The organism is Pseudomonas sp. 7SR1 (assembly GCF_900156465.1).
In the GTDB taxonomy this organism is placed as follows: domain Bacteria; phylum Pseudomonadota; class Gammaproteobacteria; order Pseudomonadales; family Pseudomonadaceae; genus Aquipseudomonas.
Genome location: NZ_LT707064.1, coordinates 4,346,239 through 4,365,963, shown reverse-complemented (window position 1 = coordinate 4,365,963; position 19,725 = coordinate 4,346,239). Strand labels below are relative to the sequence as shown.

The window sequence follows — 19,725 nt, the reverse complement described above, 5'->3', positions numbered from 1 at the left end:
TGCGGCAACAGGAACACTCCCACGCTCGTCAGGAAAAATCCGGAACTGCGACAGCGCCTGTCAGTCGCATGAACAGATACCTCTGATTCAGGAGTGAACGTGACTCGAGATCCCGACTGGCGGGCTGTCGAATCGGTGCCGTTGGACACCCCCGTGGCGGTCCATCGGCTGCGGGTTCTCACCGTCAATACCCACAAGGGTTTCACCGCCCTCAACCGTCGCTTCATCCTGCCTGAGCTGCGTGAAGCGGTACGCAGCACCGGCGCCGACCTGGTATTCCTGCAGGAGGTGCTGGGCGAACATGACCGTCATGCCTCGCGCTACGATAACTGGCCCCAGACCTCCCAGTACGAATTCCTGGCCGACAGCATGTGGAACGACTTCGCCTACGGCCGCAACGCGGTGTATCCGGATGGTCATCACGGCAATGCGCTGCTGTCGAAGTACCCGATCCGCCAGTTCCGTAACCTCGATGTCTCCATTACCGGTCCGGAGCGGCGCGGCTTGCTGCATTGCGTTCTGGACGTGCCGGGCCATGCCGAGGTCCACGGGATCTGTGTGCACCTGAGCCTGCTGGAAAGCCACCGCCAGCTCCAGCTCAAGCTGCTCTGCCAACTGCTCGAATCGCTGCCCGAGGACGCCCCGGTGATTATCGCGGGGGACTTCAACGACTGGCAGCTACGTGGTAATACCGCCCTCGCCCGCCGCCGGTACCTGCACGAAGCCTTCGAACACCACCATGGCCGGCCGGCAAGGACCTATCCCGCCCGCTTCCCTCTGCTGCGCCTGGACCGCATCTACCTGCGCAACGCCACCAGCCATGCCCCACAGATCCTGGGCAACAAGCCCTGGACGCATCTGAGCGATCACTTGCCCCTTTCAGTGGAAGTGCATCTGTAGTGCCCCTGTTCATTGGAATTCGCGGACTCACGACCTGTAAGTTCTGACAGTAGCGACGACGAGTATTCGTTGCTAGGGTGCCATCCCATACAGCGAGCGTTGCCAGGCCCATGTGCCAGCTGTCGTGCAGCCGATGCTGAAACCGGCATTCCAGGAATGCCGATGCAGAGGGATAGCACATGAGCCTGCGCGATCATGGATTCAATCGGCTGTTCTACGTCCTATGGATTTCGGTCCCCTTCCTGGTCCCTGTCCCCAGTGCCCTGGCCGCCTGCACGCTGACGCCCACGGCAGGCAATGACGACTATGTCTGCGACAGCGGCACCAGCCCCGGACTGACTGACCTTACCGGCAATAACAGCCTGACGATGCCTGCCAATGGCAGCGGCCTCATCCAGGGCGACGTCACGTTCGACGATGGTGAAGATCGCGTCGAGATCCATGCCAATGGCGTGATCGACGGCGACGTGGGCCAAGGCTCGGGAATCGACGATTTCCTCATGACCGGCGGGCGCATCCTGTCCCTGTCCCAGGGCGACGGCCTCGATACGTTTTCCATGACCGGGGGCACCATCGTCGATGCATTCGAGGACGGCGACATCGCCCGCATGAGCGGTGGCACCATCGGCCGGGTCGACATGAAACTCGACGACAACCTTTTCGACATGTCGGGTGGGCAGATCATTGGCAACCTGGTGACGGGCTTCGGCCAGGACACCATCATCCTGTCCGCGGGACGCATCGGTGGCAATGTCAGCGTCAGCGGCGGCAACGACAGCATTACCGTGAGCGGCGGCGAAATCATTGGCCAGGTCAGGGCCAGTGCCGGCGATGACCAACTGGAGTGGAGCGGCGGGCTCATTCACTCGGCCATCCTGATGGGCGATGGCAGTGACACGGCGCTGTTGCGGCGGCTGGATGAAACAGGGCTCGCGGTCACACCTAACCTGGACGGCGGCCTGGGCCTGGACGTGCTGACGTTCGAGAACACGACCTCCGCCACCGGCGCGCGCTACCTCAACTGGGAAGATGTCGACCTCACCCAGGGCTCGCGCCTGGACCTGGAGGACGCCCTGGTATTGGGCGACAGCGCCACGGGCCTGGGGAAACTCGACATCGATGCCAGCAGCGTGCTGACTTCCTCCCAGGGCAGCATCGCGCCCTTTACCGCCGGCCAACGGGTGACACTCAACAACGCCGGGACGGTGGATCTCACCCAGGGCAATACCCGCACCAGCGACACGCTGACCGTCCAAGGCAACTATGTGGGCAATAACGGACAATTGCGCCTGCAGACGAAGGTGGGTGCGGACGGCTCATCCAGCGACAAACTGGTGGTCGATGGCGGGACACTCACTGGCAGTACCTCCATCGCCGTGACAAACCTGGGAGGCGCAGGCGCCTTGACCACCCAAAACGGCATCGAACTGGTGCAGGCCCAGGGCGGGGCCGTCAGCGACAGTGGCGCGTTTTCCCTGGCGAACTCGGTATCGGCCGGTGCGTTCGACTATCGCTTGTTCAAGGGAGGCGTGACCGGCGACGGGAACAGCTGGTACTTGCGCTCCACTGTGATAGCGGGACCGGTACCGGCGCCCAGCCCCGGCCTGCCTGTCTTGCCGGTGCCGGCGCCCGGCGCCGCGCCCATTCCTTTGTACCGCCCTGAAGTACCCACCTGGTCGGTCTTGCCTCCGGCCGCGGCGCAGCTGACCCTGATGGCCCTGGGCACGTTCCATGACCGCCAGGGCGACCAGCGCCTGCTCACCGAAACCGGGGCGTTCGGCGCGGGTTGGGGCCGGGTCTATGGCAAGGACCTGGACCAGACGTGGGCCGGTACGGTGAGCCCCCGGTTCGATGGATCGATCAAAGGCTTCCAGGTGGGCAACGACCTGTACGCCGCACCGTTGTCCGGTGGCCAGACCCAGCGCATCGGTTTTTTTGTCGGGCATACCGAACTGAACGGCAACGTCGATGGCTTCAACCTGGGCTTCGAGGGGCGACGCGCCGGCAAGATCGAGCTGGACGGTGACAGCTATGGACTCTATTGGACGCTTACCGATCCCACCGGTGGCTATGTCGACGCAGTCGTGATGGGCACGCGCCTGAACGGCGACAACCGCTCCGAAAGAGGCCTGAAGATCGACAATCGCGGGCATGCACTGACCCTGTCCGCAGAGGCCGGTTATCCCTTCGCCGTGGCGGGCGACTGGGTATTCGAACCCCAGGTCCAGCTCATCCACCAGAAAGTTTCGCTGGACACCCAGGATGACGGGGTTTCCAGGGTCGAGTTCGACTCGGACAGCGCCTGGACGGGCCGTCTCGGGGCTCGCCTCAAGGGGCGCTATCAAGTCGGCGGCCTGCCTGTGGAGCCGTACCTGCGGGCCAACCTGTGGCACACCTTTTCCGGTACCGACTCGGTCACCTTCGACAACGCCGACCGGATCGAGACCCGGCAGCGCGCATCCACCGGCGACCTGGGCGTCGGCGTCATCGTGAGCCTGGCGCCCTCCGTCAGCGTCTATGCCGGCGCGGATTACAGCAATAACCTCGATAGCAACCAGCAACGCAGCGTGGCGGGGAACCTGGGGCTGCGGGTCAGTTGGTAGGGTCATCCAGCGCCTTCGAGGAAGTTTTTTTGACGCCTGCAAGACGACTCTGATCATCAAAAAATCAGAGAGTTATAAACCCTGATTTCAGAGTGCCATTTATCGCTCGGTTTCTTGACGCGCTGGCATCGGTCTTCTTGACTACAACGTACTACCCCCGGAAATACAGTCAGGGGCAGGCCTCTGGAACCCGCCACAGCGGGCCGCCCGAGGCTTGCCTCAATCCATTCGGTCGCCCCTCATTCGGGGTAGGAGAGACGCCAAGCGAGAAATGCATGCGATTGCAAGGCAGACCCCCATGAAAACTTCCCACCGTCCACAAGAGATCGCCACCACCTTCCACACCGTATCGACGTCGCTGTTGCTGTGCTCCTCCATGGAAGTCCTGGCCTGGCCTGTCGAGCAATCAGCGCAAGCCTGGTATGACCGAACACAATCCGGCAACCCGTCCCCCACGCTCATCGGCACCGACCCGGTCTCCAGCAAGAGTCCGGCGCTGTTCACGCTGCGTAACGACAACGGCCATACCCAGCGCATGGGGCTGATCAGCGAACAGCACCAGGTCATAGGCAACGTCACGGGTACCCTGGTGACACCCGCCCTGGCCGGACAGGGCAAGGACACCTTGAACCTGCAAGGGACGAACCTGGGTGCCTACTGGAGCCTGACCGGCCCTGCCGGCTGGCACGTGGACCTGAGTGCCAGCGGCGGCCGGGTCAGCGGTTACAGCCGCAACGAGCAAGGCCAACGCCAGGCCGCCGAAGGCAACGCCGTCACGTTGTCGGTCGAAGGTGGCTTTCCCATCGGCATCAGTGAAAACTGGGTGGTCGAACCCCAGGCGCAGTTGATCAATCGACGCATCACCCTCGACGCGCCCAATTCCGGCGACGGTACCGGCAATGAGTTGAGCACCTGGAGCGGTCGCGTCGGTGCGCGCCTCAAGGGTCATTATCAAGTCAACGGCCTGGGCATGGAGCCCTACGTGCGAACCAACCTGTGGCACACCGTCCAGAACGCGGACACCCTGAGCCTGGACAAGGTGGACAAGATCAGCAGCAGCCGCAAATCGTCCACCGTCGAAGTGGGCCTCGGCCTGGTGGCACGGGTCACGCCCGTGGTGAGCCTGTATGTCAGCGCCGACTACAGCAGTGACGTCGATGACAACGACCTCGATGGCATCATCGCCAGCCTGGGTGTGCGCATGCGCTGGTAGCGCGACGTGCCGGGGCCGGTGGCCGAACCACACCGCCAGCCCCCGCCTGCACTGCAATTGAACCCTGCCCCCCTTAAAAACTCCCTCCATTAAGGCGTATAACCCTGTATTGACGACTTGCCATCAGCTCATGGCTCATTTCATTGAGGGAGTAACGACATGACCACAGCCAACCTTCTCGCCGACCTGTTTCCCAGTGCCGCGGACATTCCCCAGGCCTACCGTCTCGATGGGCGGATCGAACAGCGCGAATATCTGGTCGATGGTGTCCTGAAAACCTGGCAGGGGCCGCTGGCCGTGGTACGCAGCCCGGTGTACCTGGCGGGCGAACAAGGGGACGAGCAGGTGGTACTGGGCAGCACTCCGTTGCTGGATGCCGAAACCGCCCTCACTGCCCTGGACGCGGCCGTCCGTGCCTATGATCGCGGCCAGGGCCAATGGCCGACAATGCGCGTTGCCGAACGGATCCGCCATGTGGAAAGCTTCCTTGCACGCATGCGCGAGCAACGCGAAGCGGTGGTGAAACTGCTGATGTGGGAAATCGGCAAGAACCTAAAGGACTCCCAGAAGGAATTCGATCGCACCTGCGACTATATCGTCGACACCATCAACGCCCTCAAGGAACTGGACCGCCGCTCCAGCCGTTTCGAACTGGAACAGGACACCCTCGGCCAGATCCGTCGCGTCCCCCTGGGCGTGGCCTTGTGCATGGGTCCGTACAACTACCCATTGAACGAAACCTTCACAACCTTGATTCCCGCCCTGATCATGGGCAATACCGTGGTATTCAAACCGGCCAAGCTCGGTGTACTGCTGGTGCGACCGCTGCTGGAAGCCTTCCGCGACAGCTTCCCGGCAGGCGTGATCAATGTGATCTACGGCAGCGGCCGGGAAACCGTCAGTGCGTTGATGGCCAGCGGCAAGATCGACATCTTCGCCTTCATCGGAACCAACAAGGCGGCCAGCGACTTGAAGAAACTCCATCCGCGCCCGCACCGCCTGCGTGCCGCCCTGGGCCTGGATGCGAAAAATCCCGGGCTGGTGCTGCCGGACGTCGACCTGGACAACGCCGTCAGCGAAGCGTTGACCGGCTCGCTGTCGTTCAACGGCCAGCGCTGCACGGCATTGAAGATCCTGTTCGTCCACGAAGACGTCGCGCCGGCCTTCATCGAAAAATTCAACGCCAGGCTCGCCGCCCTGAAACCGGGCATGCCCTGGGAAGACGGCGTGGCACTGACTCCGCTGCCCGAGGCGGGCAAGGTCGATTACCTGCATTCGCTCGTGGCCGATGCCGTTGCCAAAGGCGCCGCGGTGGTGAATGCCCATGGCGGAGAATCCCGCAGTTCATTCTTCTACCCGGCAGTGCTCTATCCGGTGAACACCGCGATGCGGGTCTACCATGAGGAACAGTTCGGTCCGGTTGTCCCCATCGTGCCCTATCGGGACTTGAACACCGTGGTCGACTACGTCCTGGAATCCGATTTCGGCCAGCAACTGAGCATTTTCGGCACCAACCCAGCCGAAGTCGGCAAGCTGGTGGATACCTTCGCTAACCAGGTCGGGCGCATCAACATCAACGCGCAATGCCAGCGCGGCCCGGACACCTTCCCTTTCAATGGCCGGAAAAACTCGGCCGAGGGCACCTTGTCCGTCCACGATGCCCTGCGTACCTTTTCGATCAGAACCCTGGTGGCGACCAAATTCCAGGACAGCAACAAGGCGCTGATCAGCGACATCATCCGGGAGCGGGATTCGAACTTCCTCACCACCGACTACATCTTCTGACTCGCGCCACGGCGTCTCATGACAGGGCTGGGCGACGGGCCTTGATGCCCCAGCCCTGCTGCATGCCGGCGGCCGCCAGCAGGATCGCCGCCACCCCCAGCCATTGCAGCGGTTCGAGGCGATGGCCGAAGGCGAACCAGTCGACGAAGATCGCCGCGATCGGATAGACGAACGATAGTGCCCCGGTGATCGCGGTGGGCAACCGTTGGATGGCGCTATACAGCAATACGTACATCAGGCCGGTGTGGACCATGCCGAGGGTCAGCAGGCTGGCCCACGCCTGGGCTTGTTGCGGCAACGCCGAGAAGTTCGCCCAGGGCGCCAGCAGCAGGACACCGGTACTGACCTGGATCAGCGCGATCAGGTGCGGTGGCGTACCGGTCAGGCGCTTGATGATCAGCGCGGCAATGGCATACAGCAACGCCGCCCCGAGGGCCAGCGCGATGCCCGCCAGGTAGTTTGCGCCCCCCTGCTCCTGTTCACCGTGGGCACTGACGATGGCCAGCATCCCGAGAAACGACACCAACAACCAGAACAGCTTCTGCGCGGTGATCTTTTCCCCCAGGAACAGCGCCGCCAGCCCTACCAGCATGAACGGTTGGACGTTGTACACCGCCGTGCCGATAGCGATCGATGCACGGGAGTAGGAAGCGAACAGCAACACCCAGTTGCCGACGATTGCCACGCCACTGAGCACCGCCAGCAGAAAGGTCGTCCGGGTCAGGATATCCCGGCGCAGGAAACCAAGGCCGGCGCAGATCAGCAGCAAGGTGGCAGCGCCGAATACACAGCGCCAGAACACCACGTCCAATACCGGCTGGCCCGATACCAGCACGAACCAACCTATGGTTCCGGAAATCAGCATGGCAGCGGTCATTTCCAGCGAACCGCGACGTAAGGTCTTGTCCATCTTCAGGCTCCTTCAGCAAGTGAGGCACAGTATGCCGAGCCGGCCGCCGCGTTCTCCATAGCTGGAAAAAGGCTAAACTGGGTTTCGACCTTTTTTATCAAGGCAAGATCGACTATTCGCCTAACGGAGCCCAAATGACCGACGACATCGACCAGATCCTCATCAGCGCCTTGATGGAAGACTCCCGCCTTTCCCTCAAGGCGCTGGCAAACCTGAGTGGACTTTCTTCACCCAGCGTGGCCGAGCGCCTGCGCAGGCTCGAAGAGCGCGGCGTACTCAAGGGTTACACCGTCGAGGTGGATCCACGGTGCTTCGGCTATCAACTCCAGGCCATCGTGCGTATCCGCCCGTTACCGGGACAACTGCAGGAGGTGGAACGGCAGATCCAGGCCATCGCCGAATTTACCGAATGCGACAAGGTCACCGGCGATGACTGTTTCATCGCCCGGCTCCACGTACGCTCCATGGAGCAGTTGGATACCGTGCTGGACAAGCTCAACGTATTGGCCGAAACCAGTACCGCCATCGTCAAGAAGACGCCGGTCAAGCGACGCTTGCCACCGATGAACTGAGGATGATCGGAATTTCGTGGACGAAAAAAAGCCCGCCAGAAGGCGGGCTTTCGTTGTCACGAAGTGATCAGTCGTCGCGGCCCATCAGGCCGAACAGCTGCAGCAGGCTGACAAACAGGTTGTAGATCGAGACATACAGGCTGATGGTAGCCATGATGTAGTTGCGCTCGCCGCCGTGAATGATGGCGCTGGTCTGGTACAGGATGCAGACCGACGAGAACAGCACGAAACCGGCGCTGATCGCCAGCTGCAGGCCGCTGATCTGGAAGAAGAAGCTGGCTACTACCGCGCCCAGCAACACGAAGAAACCAGCGGTGATGAAACCGCTCAGGAAACTCATGTCCTTGCGGGAGATCAGCACGTAGGCCGAAAGGCCACCGAACACCAGTGCGGTCATGGCGAATGCCGAACTGACCACCTCGGCGCCTCCCTGCATTCCCAGGTAACGGTTGAGGATCGGGCCGAGCAGGAAGCCCATGAAACCGGTCAGCGCGAACGCCGACACCAGGCCCCAGGCCGAATCGCGAAGCTTGTTGGTAAGGAAGAAAAGGCCGTAGAAGCCGATCAGCACCACGAAGATGTTCGGGTAGCCGACACGCATCTGTTGGGCGACAAAGGCCATCACACCGCTGAAAGCCAGCGTCAGTGCCAGCAGGCCATAAGTGTTGCGCAGGACACGGCTAACCTCTAGCTGCTCGGCCTGCACGCTGTTGTTCACTGCGTAATCCTGTTCGCGCATGGCGACACTCCTCCGGTTTTGAAACATTCAGTGGCAAGGATCATAACAGACGCTCTGTAACAAGCTACGTGGAGAGTTTGACAGTGTGTTTCATTCGGGTATCATGGCGCCCGCAATGCAATACGGAGGTGTGGCCGAGTGGTTTAAGGCAACGGTCTTGAAAACCGTCGACTGTAACAGGTCCATGAGTTCGAATCCCATCGCCTCCGCCATCTTCTTGCGACAAAGCCCTGATTATTCAGGGCTTTGTCGTTTCTGGGATCCAGGAACCTCGTGGCTCCCTTCAGGGTCGTTTTCCGGGTCTTTTCGAGGTGCGTCCGATGGAGGCCACATGCCTGTCGAACGGCCAGAGCCCGGGATTATCCGTTTTTCACTATCGTTTCCTGGAACTTGAACAACTAGGACAGGCAGCACTTGTCGTTCGCGCTCTCACGCAGATCCCGCAAGCACGTCAACCTTTCGGGAGCAAGTCCAGGCTCCGATGTTCGTCCACGGCGTACTTTTCATCGCCCGCCAAGGGTATCCAGTCTTTCAACGGCGTCAGGAAATGGAGTTCAAAACGGCGTGACAGAAATGCCCATTTCCCCTGCCGACGTTCAAACTTATCGTGGTACAGCCCGCTGACTTGAACTGGACCTTTTTCAATGTCCAGGAACAGGCAATCCGCTGCCACCGTACCCAAGGCACTGTCACCCTCGATTTCGATCACCGGGTTGGCCATCCAGTGGTGCATATGTGGCATCTGGCGCCAACTGTCTTGAGCCATCGCCAGGATTTCATTCCTATTTCCGGCCTTGCCGAAACCCGGTAAGTCCAGTGTCGATTCTTCGTGCCAGATCCGGCCCAGGAGCGACACGTCGATGCGATCGAATGCGTTGGCATAGGCGCTGATCAGCGACTCGATAGCGGCGCGACTTTCCAAGGCTTCCAGTCGAGTGGTCAGCTCTTCAATGTTCATGATGACACTTCCTGTCTGAGGCTTCGCAACAGCGAAAAAAGCAACCCACGGCGAGGGCTGCGCTACGGTCAAGCGGGTGTTCAGATCTGCGACAGGCCGCCGTCGACCATCAGCTCCACACCGTTGACATATTTCGCATCGGCGGATGCAAGGAACAGCGCCGATGAGGCGATCTCTTCGGGCTGAGCCATATACCCCAGCGGTGTGATCTGCTCGACATGTTGGCGCAGCGCCGCTATGTCGCTTTCACTCATCTTCAAGCCGTTATCCATCAGCGGGGTGCGGGTGAAGCCTGGGCTCAGGACATTCGTTCGAATCTTGCGACCTTTGAGTTCGTTGGCCCAGGTCCTTGCAAAAGATCGCACCGCTGCCTTGGATGCGTTATAGAGGCTCAATCCTTCCATCCCATTGCTGGAGCAGATAGAAGCCGTCAGCACGATCGAAGCGCCATTTTTCAACAAGGGCATCAGCGTCTGGACAGTAAAAAAGACGCCCTTCACATTAATGTCGAACATGTTGAAATAAGCAGCCTCGGTGGTCTCCCCCACCGGGTTCCTTTCACAGATACCCGCGTTGGCGAACACCGAGTCCAACTGATCGTCGTGAGCATCAATCGTCGCCTTGAGCTTATCGAGATCAGCCTGGCTCGCGACATCGCAAATTACCGCAACCGCTTTATCACCGAGCTTGGCGACCGCCGCCTCCAGCGTGGCAGCAGAACGCCCCGTGATGTAAACACGCTTGGCCCCCTCGGCAATCAAACCCTGCGCAATCGCAAAGCCGATCCCGGTGGATGCGCCGGTGACGACTGCAATCCGATTAGCGAATTTACCTGACATAGCTGACTCCTCGGTCCTGGTTGTGTGGATCGACTGAAACCACAGTGCGGGCATTTTGTGGGGAGTCAGGTGCTGGTTGGCACTGCCATAAATGAACATTGGTCGTTCAATTATGTGAGGCGTCGGCAAAGGTTGAATCGTTTAGATTGCCACTCATTGGTTCAGCGCATGGGCCGTCTTTTCGACTGAAGCTCGAACATTCAGACATTCAATACTCTGGAACCGAACGGTTCCAGACAGGAGATCCTATGCCTCGGGAAAAAGTAGCGCTCGCAGAACCGCGGCGCTGGTTGATGTTCGCCATCTTGCTGGTCGGTGCGTTTTTACCGCCCCTGGATTTTTTTATCGTGAACGTGGCACTGCCCTCGATTCAGGAATCGCTGGGCACGGCCTCCTCCGCCGAACAGTTGGTCATTTCCTCTTACGCGGCGCTTTATGCCGTGACACTGATCACTGGTGGACGGCTTGGTGACATCTACGGCCGCATGCGGATGTTTTTCGTTGGCCTGGTTGGCTTTGCAGTCGCCTCACTGGTCTGCGGCGTCGCCGACTCACCCTGGGTGTTGATCGCCGGACGTTCGCTGCAAGGCGTAACAGCGGCCGTAATGGCACCCCAGGCACTCGCTTCAGTGCAGGCTATATTCCCCGAATCGGAAAAACCCTTGGCGCTGAGTCTCTATGGCGCGGTCTTTGGCCTGGCTTCGGTAGTCGGCCAGGCACTTGGCGGGATCCTGATATCGCTCAACCTGATGGGCTTGGGGTGGCGGGCGATATTTCTGGTCAATTTGCCGATCGCGGTGCTGATCATTCTGGTCGCCATTGCAGTGGTCAAGGAAACCCGCGCGCCACATACAAGCAAGCTGGACCTGGGCGGAACGGCACTGTCCATGGTGACGCTTGGGGCTCTGATCGTTCCATTGATCGAAGGGCGCGAAGCGGGCTGGCCTTTGTGGACCTGGCTCTCGCTTGCGGCGGTGCCGCTGCTGGCCTGGCTGTTCTGGCGCTACGAAACCCGTCTGCATCAAGCGCAAGGCGCACCGTTGCTCAATCCTGCCGCACTGCGCACGCCTGGCCTGGGCCGTGCGTTGCTCGTGGCCCTGACCTTCTATGCGATCGGCGTGTTTTTCCTGCTGTTTTCCATTTATCTACAGGGAGCACTGCATATGAGCCCACTCGATGCTGGTCTCGTCTTTCTTCCTTTCGGCGCGGGATTTTTGCTGGGACCACTCTCCACCAATCGTTTCAGGCGTTTTCTGGGTGCTTACGTGAATCCCGTCGGAATGGGGCTTGAAGTGTTGGGGTTCGTGCTCCTGGCCTGGCTCGTGGTGCGGACGCCGATGACCGTCAGTCCCACTGCACTGCCCCTTGCCGTCATTCTTTTTGTGATCGGTTTCGGACAAGGACTGGCCCTTCCAACATTGATGCGGATGATCACAGGACGCGTGGCACCCGCGTATTCCGGCATGATTGCGGGCATTACCAGCTCCACCCTGCAAATCAGCACGTCATTGAGCGTGGCGATCATCGGCGGGATTTTCTACACCCTTCTGGGCACGGATACGGACGCGGCGGCCATCACCCACGCCTTCACCGTCTCCATACTGTGCATCGCGGTATGCCTGGCGGCAGGTGCGGCACTCAGCCTTGGCCTGGCCCGCCAACCGGCTGCGGGCCTGCAAACGGCAGCCATGCGCCCAGCAGAGTGAATCAACCGCCTCCCTGCGAGCCGATCATCAGGGAGGCAAGGTCTGCAAGGGCACGGAGGCTGTCCATCTGCCGCATGTCCTGGTGGTACCCCATCCATATATCGCGACCCGGTGGCGGCTCATGCGGATCAATCAGCCGCAGCGCCGTTAACTGGTCGCCCAGGACGCGGGGCAATACGGCGACACCCTGCCCTTGCGCGCACATCTGTGCCTGGACTGTACGGCTGCTGCTGGTGAATACGGTACGAGCCAGAGGGTAACGCTGCTGCAGCCACTGCACATCTGGATAATGAGACTGGGCGATGCTCATGGTGATCAAACCAAGCCCATCGCCCTGCGGCTCAGGGTCGGGAGATCCGACGGCCGCATACAACCCATAGTTCAGGGTAGTCAGCTTGCGGTGAACGATATCCGGCTCGGTGAAAGGAACGATTCGGAACGCGATATCGGCGTCGCGACGAGCAAGGTCAAACAACCGATGCCCCGCGATGACCTCAGGCACGATCAGCGGGTAACGTCGCCCCAGTTCATTCAGTACCGGGGCCAACACATAACAGGCGAACCAGTCGGCGGAAGAAATGCGCAACACACCTTCGGGCTGTGCGCTGTCCCCCGCAAGGCGCCTTTCGATTGCCAACGCACTTCGCTCCATCTCCTGCGCCAGGCTGAGTAGCTTTTCTCCGCTGTCGGTCAGTACCAGACCTTGGGCGGTGCGAAGAAAAATGGGCTGGCCGCTGGACTGCTCAAGCACCTGCAAGCGTCGCCCCACGGTCGGATGGCTTACTCCCAACAGCTTGGCGGCAGCGCCCAACGACCCGCTGCGGGCAATCGCGAGAAAGACCCGCACATCACTCCAGTCCATGCGCTACCCCGTACAAAAATGAACGCAGAGAGTGCAGCAATGGCACTGCCGTAGCAATCCCGCGCCCGACATACTTGTCCGCAAACACGTTCGTCGAAACACCATCCGGGGACTGGAAAATGAATATTGGCTTTATCGGTGTGGGAAGCATGGGCAGAGCGATCATTGCTCTGCTCATCCAGGCAGGCCACCGCGTATCGGCATGGAACCGTAGTCACGCGGCGATCAAGGATCTCGAAGGAGCAAGCATTCTCGAATCTCCCGCCTCGGCATTTCAGCAAGAGGTCGTCATCAGCATGCTTGCCGATGATGCCGCCGTCAGGGAAGTGCTGCTGGCCAGCGCAGCTCTGGAAAATGCAGGCAAGGCTTGCGTTCATGTCGTGATGTCGACCTTGTCGCCTTCGCTCATGGTGGAGTTGCAAAGCGTGCACGATGAAATCGGCATCGGACTGGTCGCGGCGCCGGTTTTCGGCGTGCCTGCCGTGGCGGCAAACGGCGAGTTGAATATCCTGGCGGCCGGATCGCGGGAAGCCATCTCGACGGTCCAACCGATCTTTGACCTGCTCGGCAAAAAGACCTGGTACCTGGGCGCTCGACCTGAACAGGCCTGTATCGCGAAAATCGCGGGCAACATGATGATCACTCAAGCCATCCAGTCGCTGGGCGAAGCAACCGAACTCGTTCAACACCACGGACTGAGTCCGCAGGTTTTCGTCGACCTCATGACCCAGACCCTGTTCGCCTGCCCCAGTTATCAGCGGTACGGGCAGAACATCGTCAACAACCGTTTTGAACCGGGTTTCAAACTGTCTCTTGGCCTCAAGGATATAAACCTGGCCATCGAGGCGGCCCGTCGCAAGGGCCTGGAACTGCCGGCGGCCGATGCTGTGCGATCGAAGATGACGTCGGCGCTTGCCCGGGGATACGGGCACAAGGACTGGTCGGCATTCGCTACGCAGACAGTGTCCCGATCGTTCGATCATGCCTCGCAACCCTGGCGAACCGCTCCGGTGAAACGCTCGCGCCGTGGCAACTTCTGGGTGACCGGAGCCCGCGTTACCCATAACGGTAAGAGCTTCCAGAAAGGTCCGATGTACGTGGCCTGGGAATCCCCTGAGCACATCACCCAGCCCTATCCCGTGGTGCTGGTGCACGGAGGCACGCTGCAGGGCACTGAATGGCTGGACACACCCGATGGCCGACCAGGGTGGGCGCAGCGGTTCATCGAAGCCGGTTTCGTCGTTTTTCGCGTCGACAGACCAGGCCATGGCCGATCGCCGTATCACCCAGACATCATGGGGCCGATGGGGCCAGCGTTCTCCTATGAGCGCGCGCGTGAAGTCTACTTTCCAGAAGGCGCAGGAGAAACGCAGTGGCCATTCGAGCCGGACGATGGACCCGCGTTTGACGCCTTCGTCGCAGCTTACGGCCCCATGCCGGCTGACCTTGCGGCATCCCAGACCCTGGATGCGGATCGACTGGCCGCGCTGCTCGACAAGATCGGCAAAGCGATCATCGTTACGCATTCCGCGTCCGGGCCCAGTGGCTGGCTCGCCGCCGATCGTCGACCCGGCCTGGTCGCAGGAATTGTGGCGGTGGAACCCATGGGTCCGGTATTTGGCCACACACCGGGCATAGGCAGCCTCGATTGGGGGCTGACTGCCGCACCTCTGACCTTCGATCCGCCTCGCAAAACGCCTGAACAAGTGCGTACAGCAGAACCTTCAACCCTGAGGGTCCCTGGCCTGCAGGGCGTCCCGATAGCGCTGTTGACAGGTGAGACATCGGCGTTTGCTGCCTACGCATCCAGCATCGTCGCCTTCCTGCGAAATGCCGGTGCCAACATTCATCACCTGGATCTACCGGCACTGGGCATTCACGGCAACGGCCACGGATTGATCTATGAACGTAATTCCGATGAGGCTTTCAAGGTCGTCACGCAGTGGCTGGACCGATCATTGAGCGTGCCCGATCCCGCGTAAAGCGCTACCCGGGTCAAGGGCACTGCACCTCAGGCCAACAGACCTGGCTGTTGCTGCCCAGGACCTGGAAGAAAGGATTGGAACGTTCATCACGGAAAATGACAGCCCCGTGAGTTAGAATCCCATCGCCTGCGCCATATCCATACGTTGATGCCCTGGTTATCCAGGGCTTTTTCGTGTCTGGCACTCGGAAAACATCGCAGCCTCGGTGGCTGTTACAAGGAAAGAGAAAATGACCAGAAAAACCATGGGCTCCCTCGCTGCCGCCGTCATCGGCGTCGTCCTGCTGAGCGTCTTCTTCGGCAGTTGGTACACGGTCGACGAAACCGAACGCGGCGTGCTGCTGCGTAACGGTGCGCTGGTGGGCGTGGTGGAACCCGGGCTGTCCTTCAAGACCCCCTTCATCGAATCCGTGCGTCTGATCAGCGTTCAAAGCCAGGTCACTTCGTACGACGATCTCCAGGCATACAGCAAGGACCAGCAGTCCGCACAGCTCAAGGTATCGGTGTCCTGGCACATCGCGCCGTCCGATGTGGCCAAGGTCTACACCCAGTTCAAGGATCTCGAAGGCATCCGGGACCGGATGATCAGCCGGCAGGTGCCCACTCAGGTGGAGAACGTCTTCGGCAAGTTCAACGCCGTGGCCGCCGTGCAGAATCGCGTCCAGCTGGTCAATGACATCTCGGCCGCCATCAAGTCGACCATCACCGGGCCTGTGATCATCGACAGTGTCCAGGTGGAAAACATCGATTTCAGCGACGCCTATGAGAAGGCCATCGAAGCGCGCATGGCGGCGGAAGTCCAGGTCAAGACCCGTGAGCAGCAACTGGCCACCGAGCAGGTCCAGGCCCAGATCCGCGTCACCCAGGCCCAGGCCGAAGCCGACTCGCAGGTCGCCCAGGCCAAGGCGGACGCGTTGGCCACCGAACTTCGCGGCAAGGCTGAAGCCGAGGCCATCAAGGCGCGGGCACAGGCCCTGGCCAGCAACCAGAACCTGGTGGAGCTGACCAAGGCCGAGCGCTGGAATGGCGTGCTGCCGACCACCGTGCTGCCGAACGGTGCCCTGCCTTTCATCGATACTCGGGCCGACAACCGCTGATCCCTCGTCGCGGCGCGACCTGTCCTGGTCGCGCCCGCCTTGCCGTCCTGGCGCTCCGTTGACGCTACACTGGCTTGAGTGACGATTTCGATATCCAGCGTTAGCAGGGAGCTCAACGTGTACCCAGGCCGAAACACCACGACGCGACAATCAATCGCTCCCTCGCCTCATCGATTCAAGCCCCCCAGTGCCCGCGCCTTCCGGAACTCATCCACCGCGTCTTCCCCCGCCCCCGACAGGAGAGCTGCGTGACCATGCTCATCAGGAAATATAAATGGCCCGCCTTGCTGGCTGTGGCGCTGGTGACGTTTTCGGCCCTGATGTTCTTTCTCATCAAGTCCTATACCTATGACACGACGACATACTTCGAGTCCCGCGACTTCATCCGGCAGCTCAAGCAATCCGACGCCAATTGGAACGTCAAGATCCTGAAGAAGAAGACAGGGCTCAATAACAACCTGTCACTGAGCCCACCACCCGATGCGAGTAGCCGCTGGGAACAACTGGAACGGCTCAACGACAGCGGTCCCTTGGCCACGCTTTGGGAGTCCCGGCGCCAGGGCTATGTCGATGCGGTCAGGAACAAGACCGCGCTGGTCGAGCAGTTCGACCACCATAATGCGAGCCTGCGCTCGTCCTTGGACGCGCTACCGTCGGCGGAAGACGCTATCCAGGACCTGTTGAACGGGATGAATGGACCGGCCCCGGCGGAGCATCTGGCGATGGCTTCCGATGTTCTGGACCTGACATTGACGACGCTGGAATTCGCGCTTTATGTCACGTCGGACAAGGCTCGGGAAATCCAAGGCCAACTGAGCAAGCTGGACAGCTACATCGACCGGTTGCCCAACGAATATCGGCCGGCCTTCGCCAGGCTGACGCAACATGTGAGGACCATCATCCAGGAGCAGCCCATCGTCAATGACCTGCTCGACCGCATCAGCGTCATTCCGGTGGCCCAGGAGCTGGACAACATCAATGAGCTGCTGAACGAGACACAACGCAGGACCGCCGCCACCGACCGCCAATACCATATTTACCTGGCCGTATGCGCCAGCCTGATGGCACTGTTGATGATCTACCTGGCGGTACGGCTGGTTCGCAGCTATTCGGTCATCAACCAGATCAACCATGAGCTGCAACAATCCAACGAACGCCTGGAAGAACGAGTGGAGGAACGCACTCGCGAACTGAGGGAAGCCGAACGCGAGCTGGTGGACGCCGCCCGCATGGCGGGCATGGCGGAAATTGCCACCAACGTGCTGCACAACGTCGGGAACGTTCTGAACAGCGTGAATATTTCAGCGGACCTGGTGACCCGCAAGTTGAAGAACAGCAGGACGGCAGGGCTTGGGAAAGCGGTCAGGATGATGAACGAACATGCCGACGATCTGGGCCGGTTCATCACCCTCGACGAAAAAGGCAAGTTGCTGCCCCGCTACTTCAACGAGCTGGTGGAGTCCATCAGCGCCGAGCAGGCACAGCTGATCGAGGAGCTGGCGCAACTGACCAAAAGCGTCGACCACATCAAGGAAATCGTCACCACCCAGCAAGCCTATGCCGGTGCCGCAAGGCTGGTGGAACCGCTCAGGATCAGCGATCTGTTCGAAGACGCGCTGCGCATGAATGCCGGCGCCCTGAGCCGACACCACGTCACCGTCATCAAGGACTATCAGGACACGCCCACGATCATGGGCGACAAGCACAGGCTGCTGCTGATCCTGATCAACCTCATCAGCAACGCCAAGTTCGCCATGTCCCATGTCTGCGAGCATCCACGGGAAATGACCTTGGGCATACGAATCCTCGACCAGACCAGGTTATGCCTCAGCGTCCAGGATCGAGGGGAAGGTATTGCGCCCGAGAACCTGGCCCGCATCTTCAACCACGGCTTCACGACGCGCAAGGAGGGTCATGGGTTCGGCTTGCACAGCTGCGCCCTGGCGGCCGTCGAGATGAATGGTCACCTCCATGTCCATAGCGACGGCCCCGGGCAAGGCGCCCTGTTCACGCTGGAGATTCCGTTGGAACTGGCACCTGCCTGAAGGTGGCTCGCCTGACGGCGCCCGCAGAGCATTGGACACGCTTCAAACCGATTGCCAGCAGCGCTGGCTCACGGCCTGGAGCCCGAGCCCGCGAAGACGACGAGACAATCCGCCTCGTGGCAATTGTTCTGCGCCTTCGCGAGCCAAACCGTCAACCACCGGCGCTATTTGTCGCTGGCAGTACGCTCATCACGGTTCTTCCTGACCGGCAACGCGGCGGCGTATGCCAGCGCTTCTTCACGGGAAGCAAAGGATCCCAGTCGGTCAGCCTGGGTACAGACCCTCCAAGGGCCGCTGTTTACGCTGAGAACGTCATAACCGTTGATGTGCATTTTCGTCAGCATCGCGGTACTCATCGTCAACTCCTCCGAGATAACCAGGTTAGCTCGCCTACCTTACACGCACTTCGTGCCGGGATGCGCACCGAACGTCGTGACGCACCCCACCGATCATGCAGCTCATCGCGCGTCCGAATCCCATATCCAGTCCCACAGGCCCGGCAGGCGCACCGGCTGACCGCTTTCCTTGACCGTACGTGCCATGGCGGCTCGCTCCAGTGCCTGGCGGTCGTCATAGAACGGCTTGGCATCGGTCTTGACCCCGGTGGCCCTGGCGGCGTCCAGCAGGATCTGCAGATATTCCCGGGCGTGCCGGGCGGTGTAGCGGTTGAGATCATGAAAGGTCACCACCACCGGGATCACCCCCTCCACCGCCGCAAGCTCCCCGGCCGCGATGCGCTCGCGTACCTCTGAAAGCTGGCGTATCAGGTTGATCCGCCGACGCGGACTGGCCGTGATGCCCCAGACCTTGCCGTCGTTGGCACTCAGATCGGTGAGCAATACGTGCATGCCCTGCCGTTGATAAGCCGCGAAGGTGCGCCTGTCATAGCTCCAGAACGGCGGCCTCACCAAGGTCGGAGCGACACCGGTGATCGCCGCGATATCGGCTGCGCCGTTGACCAGTGACTGCTCCAGCTCGTCGGGACCGAGGGAGCGATGATTGGTATGCCACCCTGTGGCAGTGTGAAAGCCCAGTACGTGCCCTTCGCGTTGCTCACGCTGCATCACCGAGCGACCGATTTCGCTGCCACCGGCACGCGGGGCACGAGTCTGTACGAAAAATACCGCCTTGATACCGGGTTGCACCGGATTATCCGCAAGGGCATCCAGCACGCTCAGGCTAGGGTTCCAGAAAGACGATGCGCTGGGCCCGTCATCGAATGTCAGGAGGAAACGGATCGGCGGTTGCGTACGCAGCCGTTGCTCGGTTTGCGCGGTGAGTTCGATGGGCGGTCCGATACATCCCGCCAAACCACAGGCAAGGACTACACTGACCACTACCCTGGCGAGGTTCCTCATGTTCTACCTTTCATGATGCTGACTGCTTCGCCTTCGTTCCCTGGCCATGGTGCTCAAGCCCAGCTTGGAGAAGGTTAACCGGGTTTGGTTCCTGGCCGCGAACGCTTCCGGTGGGTTTCGCTTCCGGCGCTCAATGCCGCCCTTTTCAGGCCTT

The 19,725-nt window shown here is 60.7% G+C and carries 16 protein-coding genes and 1 tRNA gene; 10 read left to right on the top strand and 7 right to left on the bottom strand.

Translation table 11 applies throughout. From position 1 onward, the window contains the following. Nucleotides 1-99 precede the first annotated feature (99 nt). The 4 genes from BW992_RS19565 (at nucleotide 100) to BW992_RS19550 (ending at nucleotide 6,501) form a co-directional block, all read left to right on the top strand. Nucleotides 100-900 (top strand): endonuclease/exonuclease/phosphatase family protein, encoded by an 801-nt coding sequence (locus BW992_RS19565; RefSeq protein WP_072398432.1) that lies wholly within the window; start codon nucleotides 100-102, stop codon nucleotides 898-900. A 179-nt stretch (nucleotides 901-1,079) separates the two neighbouring features. Continuing rightward, on the top strand, nucleotides 1,080-3,503 hold the full coding sequence (locus BW992_RS19560; RefSeq protein WP_076406938.1) for an autotransporter family protein: 2,424 nt from the start codon (nucleotides 1,080-1,082) through the stop codon (nucleotides 3,501-3,503). Between the two features lie 298 nt (nucleotides 3,504-3,801). After that, nucleotides 3,802-4,716: an autotransporter domain-containing protein gene (locus BW992_RS19555; protein ID WP_072398430.1), complete on the top strand. Its 915-nt coding sequence runs from the start codon at nucleotides 3,802-3,804 to the stop codon at nucleotides 4,714-4,716. Nucleotides 4,717-4,875: 159 nt separating this feature from the next. After that, nucleotides 4,876-6,501, top strand: a complete 1,626-nt coding sequence (locus tag BW992_RS19550; protein WP_072431165.1) for an NADP-dependent glyceraldehyde-3-phosphate dehydrogenase — start codon at nucleotides 4,876-4,878, stop codon at nucleotides 6,499-6,501. Between the two features lie 16 nt (nucleotides 6,502-6,517). Here BW992_RS19550 and BW992_RS19545 read toward each other — a convergent pair whose 3' ends face one another. Next, a complete protein-coding gene (locus BW992_RS19545; RefSeq protein ID WP_076406937.1) occupies nucleotides 6,518-7,411 on the bottom strand; it encodes a DMT family transporter in 894 nt (297 codons plus the stop codon). Between the two features lie 134 nt (nucleotides 7,412-7,545). Here BW992_RS19545 and BW992_RS19540 point away from each other — a divergent pair, with 134 nt between their 5' ends. Then, nucleotides 7,546-7,983, top strand: coding sequence for an Lrp/AsnC family transcriptional regulator (locus BW992_RS19540; protein ID WP_072398427.1), 438 nt, complete (start codon nucleotides 7,546-7,548; stop codon nucleotides 7,981-7,983). A gap of 67 nt (nucleotides 7,984-8,050) precedes the next feature. Here BW992_RS19540 and BW992_RS19535 read toward each other — a convergent pair whose 3' ends face one another. Next, a complete protein-coding gene (locus tag BW992_RS19535; RefSeq protein WP_039588756.1) occupies nucleotides 8,051-8,722 on the bottom strand; it encodes a Bax inhibitor-1/YccA family protein in 672 nt (223 codons plus the stop codon). A 124-nt stretch (nucleotides 8,723-8,846) separates the two neighbouring features. Here BW992_RS19535 and BW992_RS19530 point away from each other — a divergent pair. Beyond that, nucleotides 8,847-8,934, top strand: a tRNA-Ser gene (locus BW992_RS19530). Nucleotides 8,935-9,173: 239 nt separating this feature from the next. Here BW992_RS19530 and BW992_RS19525 read toward each other — a convergent pair. Further along, nucleotides 9,174-9,680, bottom strand: coding sequence for a nuclear transport factor 2 family protein (locus BW992_RS19525; protein WP_072398426.1), 507 nt, complete (start codon nucleotides 9,678-9,680; stop codon nucleotides 9,174-9,176). 80 nt (nucleotides 9,681-9,760) lie between these two features. Then, nucleotides 9,761-10,519, bottom strand: coding sequence for an SDR family oxidoreductase (locus BW992_RS19520; RefSeq protein ID WP_072459354.1), 759 nt, complete (start codon nucleotides 10,517-10,519; stop codon nucleotides 9,761-9,763). A gap of 248 nt (nucleotides 10,520-10,767) precedes the next feature. On the opposite strand from BW992_RS19520, the gene BW992_RS19515 reads away from it, so the two are divergent. Next, nucleotides 10,768-12,225: an MFS transporter gene (locus tag BW992_RS19515; protein WP_072459333.1), complete on the top strand. Its 1,458-nt coding sequence runs from the start codon at nucleotides 10,768-10,770 to the stop codon at nucleotides 12,223-12,225. 1 nt (nucleotide 12,226) lies between these two features. On the opposite strand, the gene BW992_RS19510 is transcribed toward BW992_RS19515, so the two are convergent. After that, a complete protein-coding gene (locus tag BW992_RS19510) occupies nucleotides 12,227-13,087 on the bottom strand; it encodes a LysR family transcriptional regulator (RefSeq protein WP_076406936.1) in 861 nt (286 codons plus the stop codon). A gap of 119 nt (nucleotides 13,088-13,206) precedes the next feature. Here BW992_RS19510 and BW992_RS27255 point away from each other — a divergent pair, with 119 nt between their 5' ends. The 3 genes from BW992_RS27255 (at nucleotide 13,207) to BW992_RS19490 (ending at nucleotide 18,213) form a co-directional block, all read left to right on the top strand. Next, nucleotides 13,207-15,069, top strand: coding sequence for an NAD(P)-binding domain-containing protein (locus BW992_RS27255; protein ID WP_231991068.1), 1,863 nt, complete (start codon nucleotides 13,207-13,209; stop codon nucleotides 15,067-15,069). A gap of 232 nt (nucleotides 15,070-15,301) precedes the next feature. After that, nucleotides 15,302-16,168 (top strand): prohibitin family protein, encoded by an 867-nt coding sequence (locus tag BW992_RS19495; RefSeq protein WP_072398423.1) that lies wholly within the window; start codon nucleotides 15,302-15,304, stop codon nucleotides 16,166-16,168. A gap of 254 nt (nucleotides 16,169-16,422) precedes the next feature. Then, a complete protein-coding gene (locus tag BW992_RS19490) occupies nucleotides 16,423-18,213 on the top strand; it encodes a DAHL domain-containing protein (RefSeq protein ID WP_076407360.1) in 1,791 nt (596 codons plus the stop codon). Between the two features lie 164 nt (nucleotides 18,214-18,377). Here BW992_RS19490 and BW992_RS19485 read toward each other — a convergent pair whose 3' ends face one another. After that, the gene (locus BW992_RS19485; protein ID WP_072398421.1) at nucleotides 18,378-18,569 is read right to left on the bottom strand and encodes a DUF2188 domain-containing protein; all 192 of its coding nucleotides are present in this window, start codon (nucleotides 18,567-18,569) and stop codon (nucleotides 18,378-18,380) included. A gap of 102 nt (nucleotides 18,570-18,671) precedes the next feature. Continuing rightward, nucleotides 18,672-19,571, bottom strand: coding sequence for a polysaccharide deacetylase family protein (locus tag BW992_RS19480; protein ID WP_076406935.1), 900 nt, complete (start codon nucleotides 19,569-19,571; stop codon nucleotides 18,672-18,674). Nucleotides 19,572-19,725 lie beyond the last annotated feature (154 nt).

Coding starts and splice junctions, on each gene's coding strand:
- BW992_RS19545 (WP_076406937.1), bottom strand. CDS start 7,411: ATGGACAAGACCTTACGTCGCGGTTCGCTGGAAATGACCGCTGCCATG.
- BW992_RS19540 (WP_072398427.1), top strand. CDS start 7,546: ATGACCGACGACATCGACCAGATCCTCATCAGCGCCTTGATGGAAGAC.
- BW992_RS19510 (WP_076406936.1), bottom strand. CDS start 13,087: ATGGACTGGAGTGATGTGCGGGTCTTTCTCGCGATTGCCCGCAGCGGG.
- BW992_RS19490 (WP_076407360.1), top strand. CDS start 16,423: ATGCTCATCAGGAAATATAAATGGCCCGCCTTGCTGGCTGTGGCGCTG.
- BW992_RS19560 (WP_076406938.1), top strand. CDS start 1,080: ATGAGCCTGCGCGATCATGGATTCAATCGGCTGTTCTACGTCCTATGG.
- BW992_RS19555 (WP_072398430.1), top strand. CDS start 3,802: ATGAAAACTTCCCACCGTCCACAAGAGATCGCCACCACCTTCCACACC.
- BW992_RS19535 (WP_039588756.1), bottom strand. CDS start 8,722: ATGCGCGAACAGGATTACGCAGTGAACAACAGCGTGCAGGCCGAGCAG.
- BW992_RS19525 (WP_072398426.1), bottom strand. CDS start 9,680: ATGAACATTGAAGAGCTGACCACTCGACTGGAAGCCTTGGAAAGTCGC.
- BW992_RS19550 (WP_072431165.1), top strand. CDS start 4,876: ATGACCACAGCCAACCTTCTCGCCGACCTGTTTCCCAGTGCCGCGGAC.
- BW992_RS19515 (WP_072459333.1), top strand. CDS start 10,768: ATGCCTCGGGAAAAAGTAGCGCTCGCAGAACCGCGGCGCTGGTTGATG.
- BW992_RS19520 (WP_072459354.1), bottom strand. CDS start 10,519: ATGTCAGGTAAATTCGCTAATCGGATTGCAGTCGTCACCGGCGCATCC.
- BW992_RS19485 (WP_072398421.1), bottom strand. CDS start 18,569: ATGAGTACCGCGATGCTGACGAAAATGCACATCAACGGTTATGACGTT.
- BW992_RS19480 (WP_076406935.1), bottom strand. CDS start 19,571: ATGAGGAACCTCGCCAGGGTAGTGGTCAGTGTAGTCCTTGCCTGTGGT.
- BW992_RS19495 (WP_072398423.1), top strand. CDS start 15,302: ATGACCAGAAAAACCATGGGCTCCCTCGCTGCCGCCGTCATCGGCGTC.
- BW992_RS27255 (WP_231991068.1), top strand. CDS start 13,207: ATGAATATTGGCTTTATCGGTGTGGGAAGCATGGGCAGAGCGATCATT.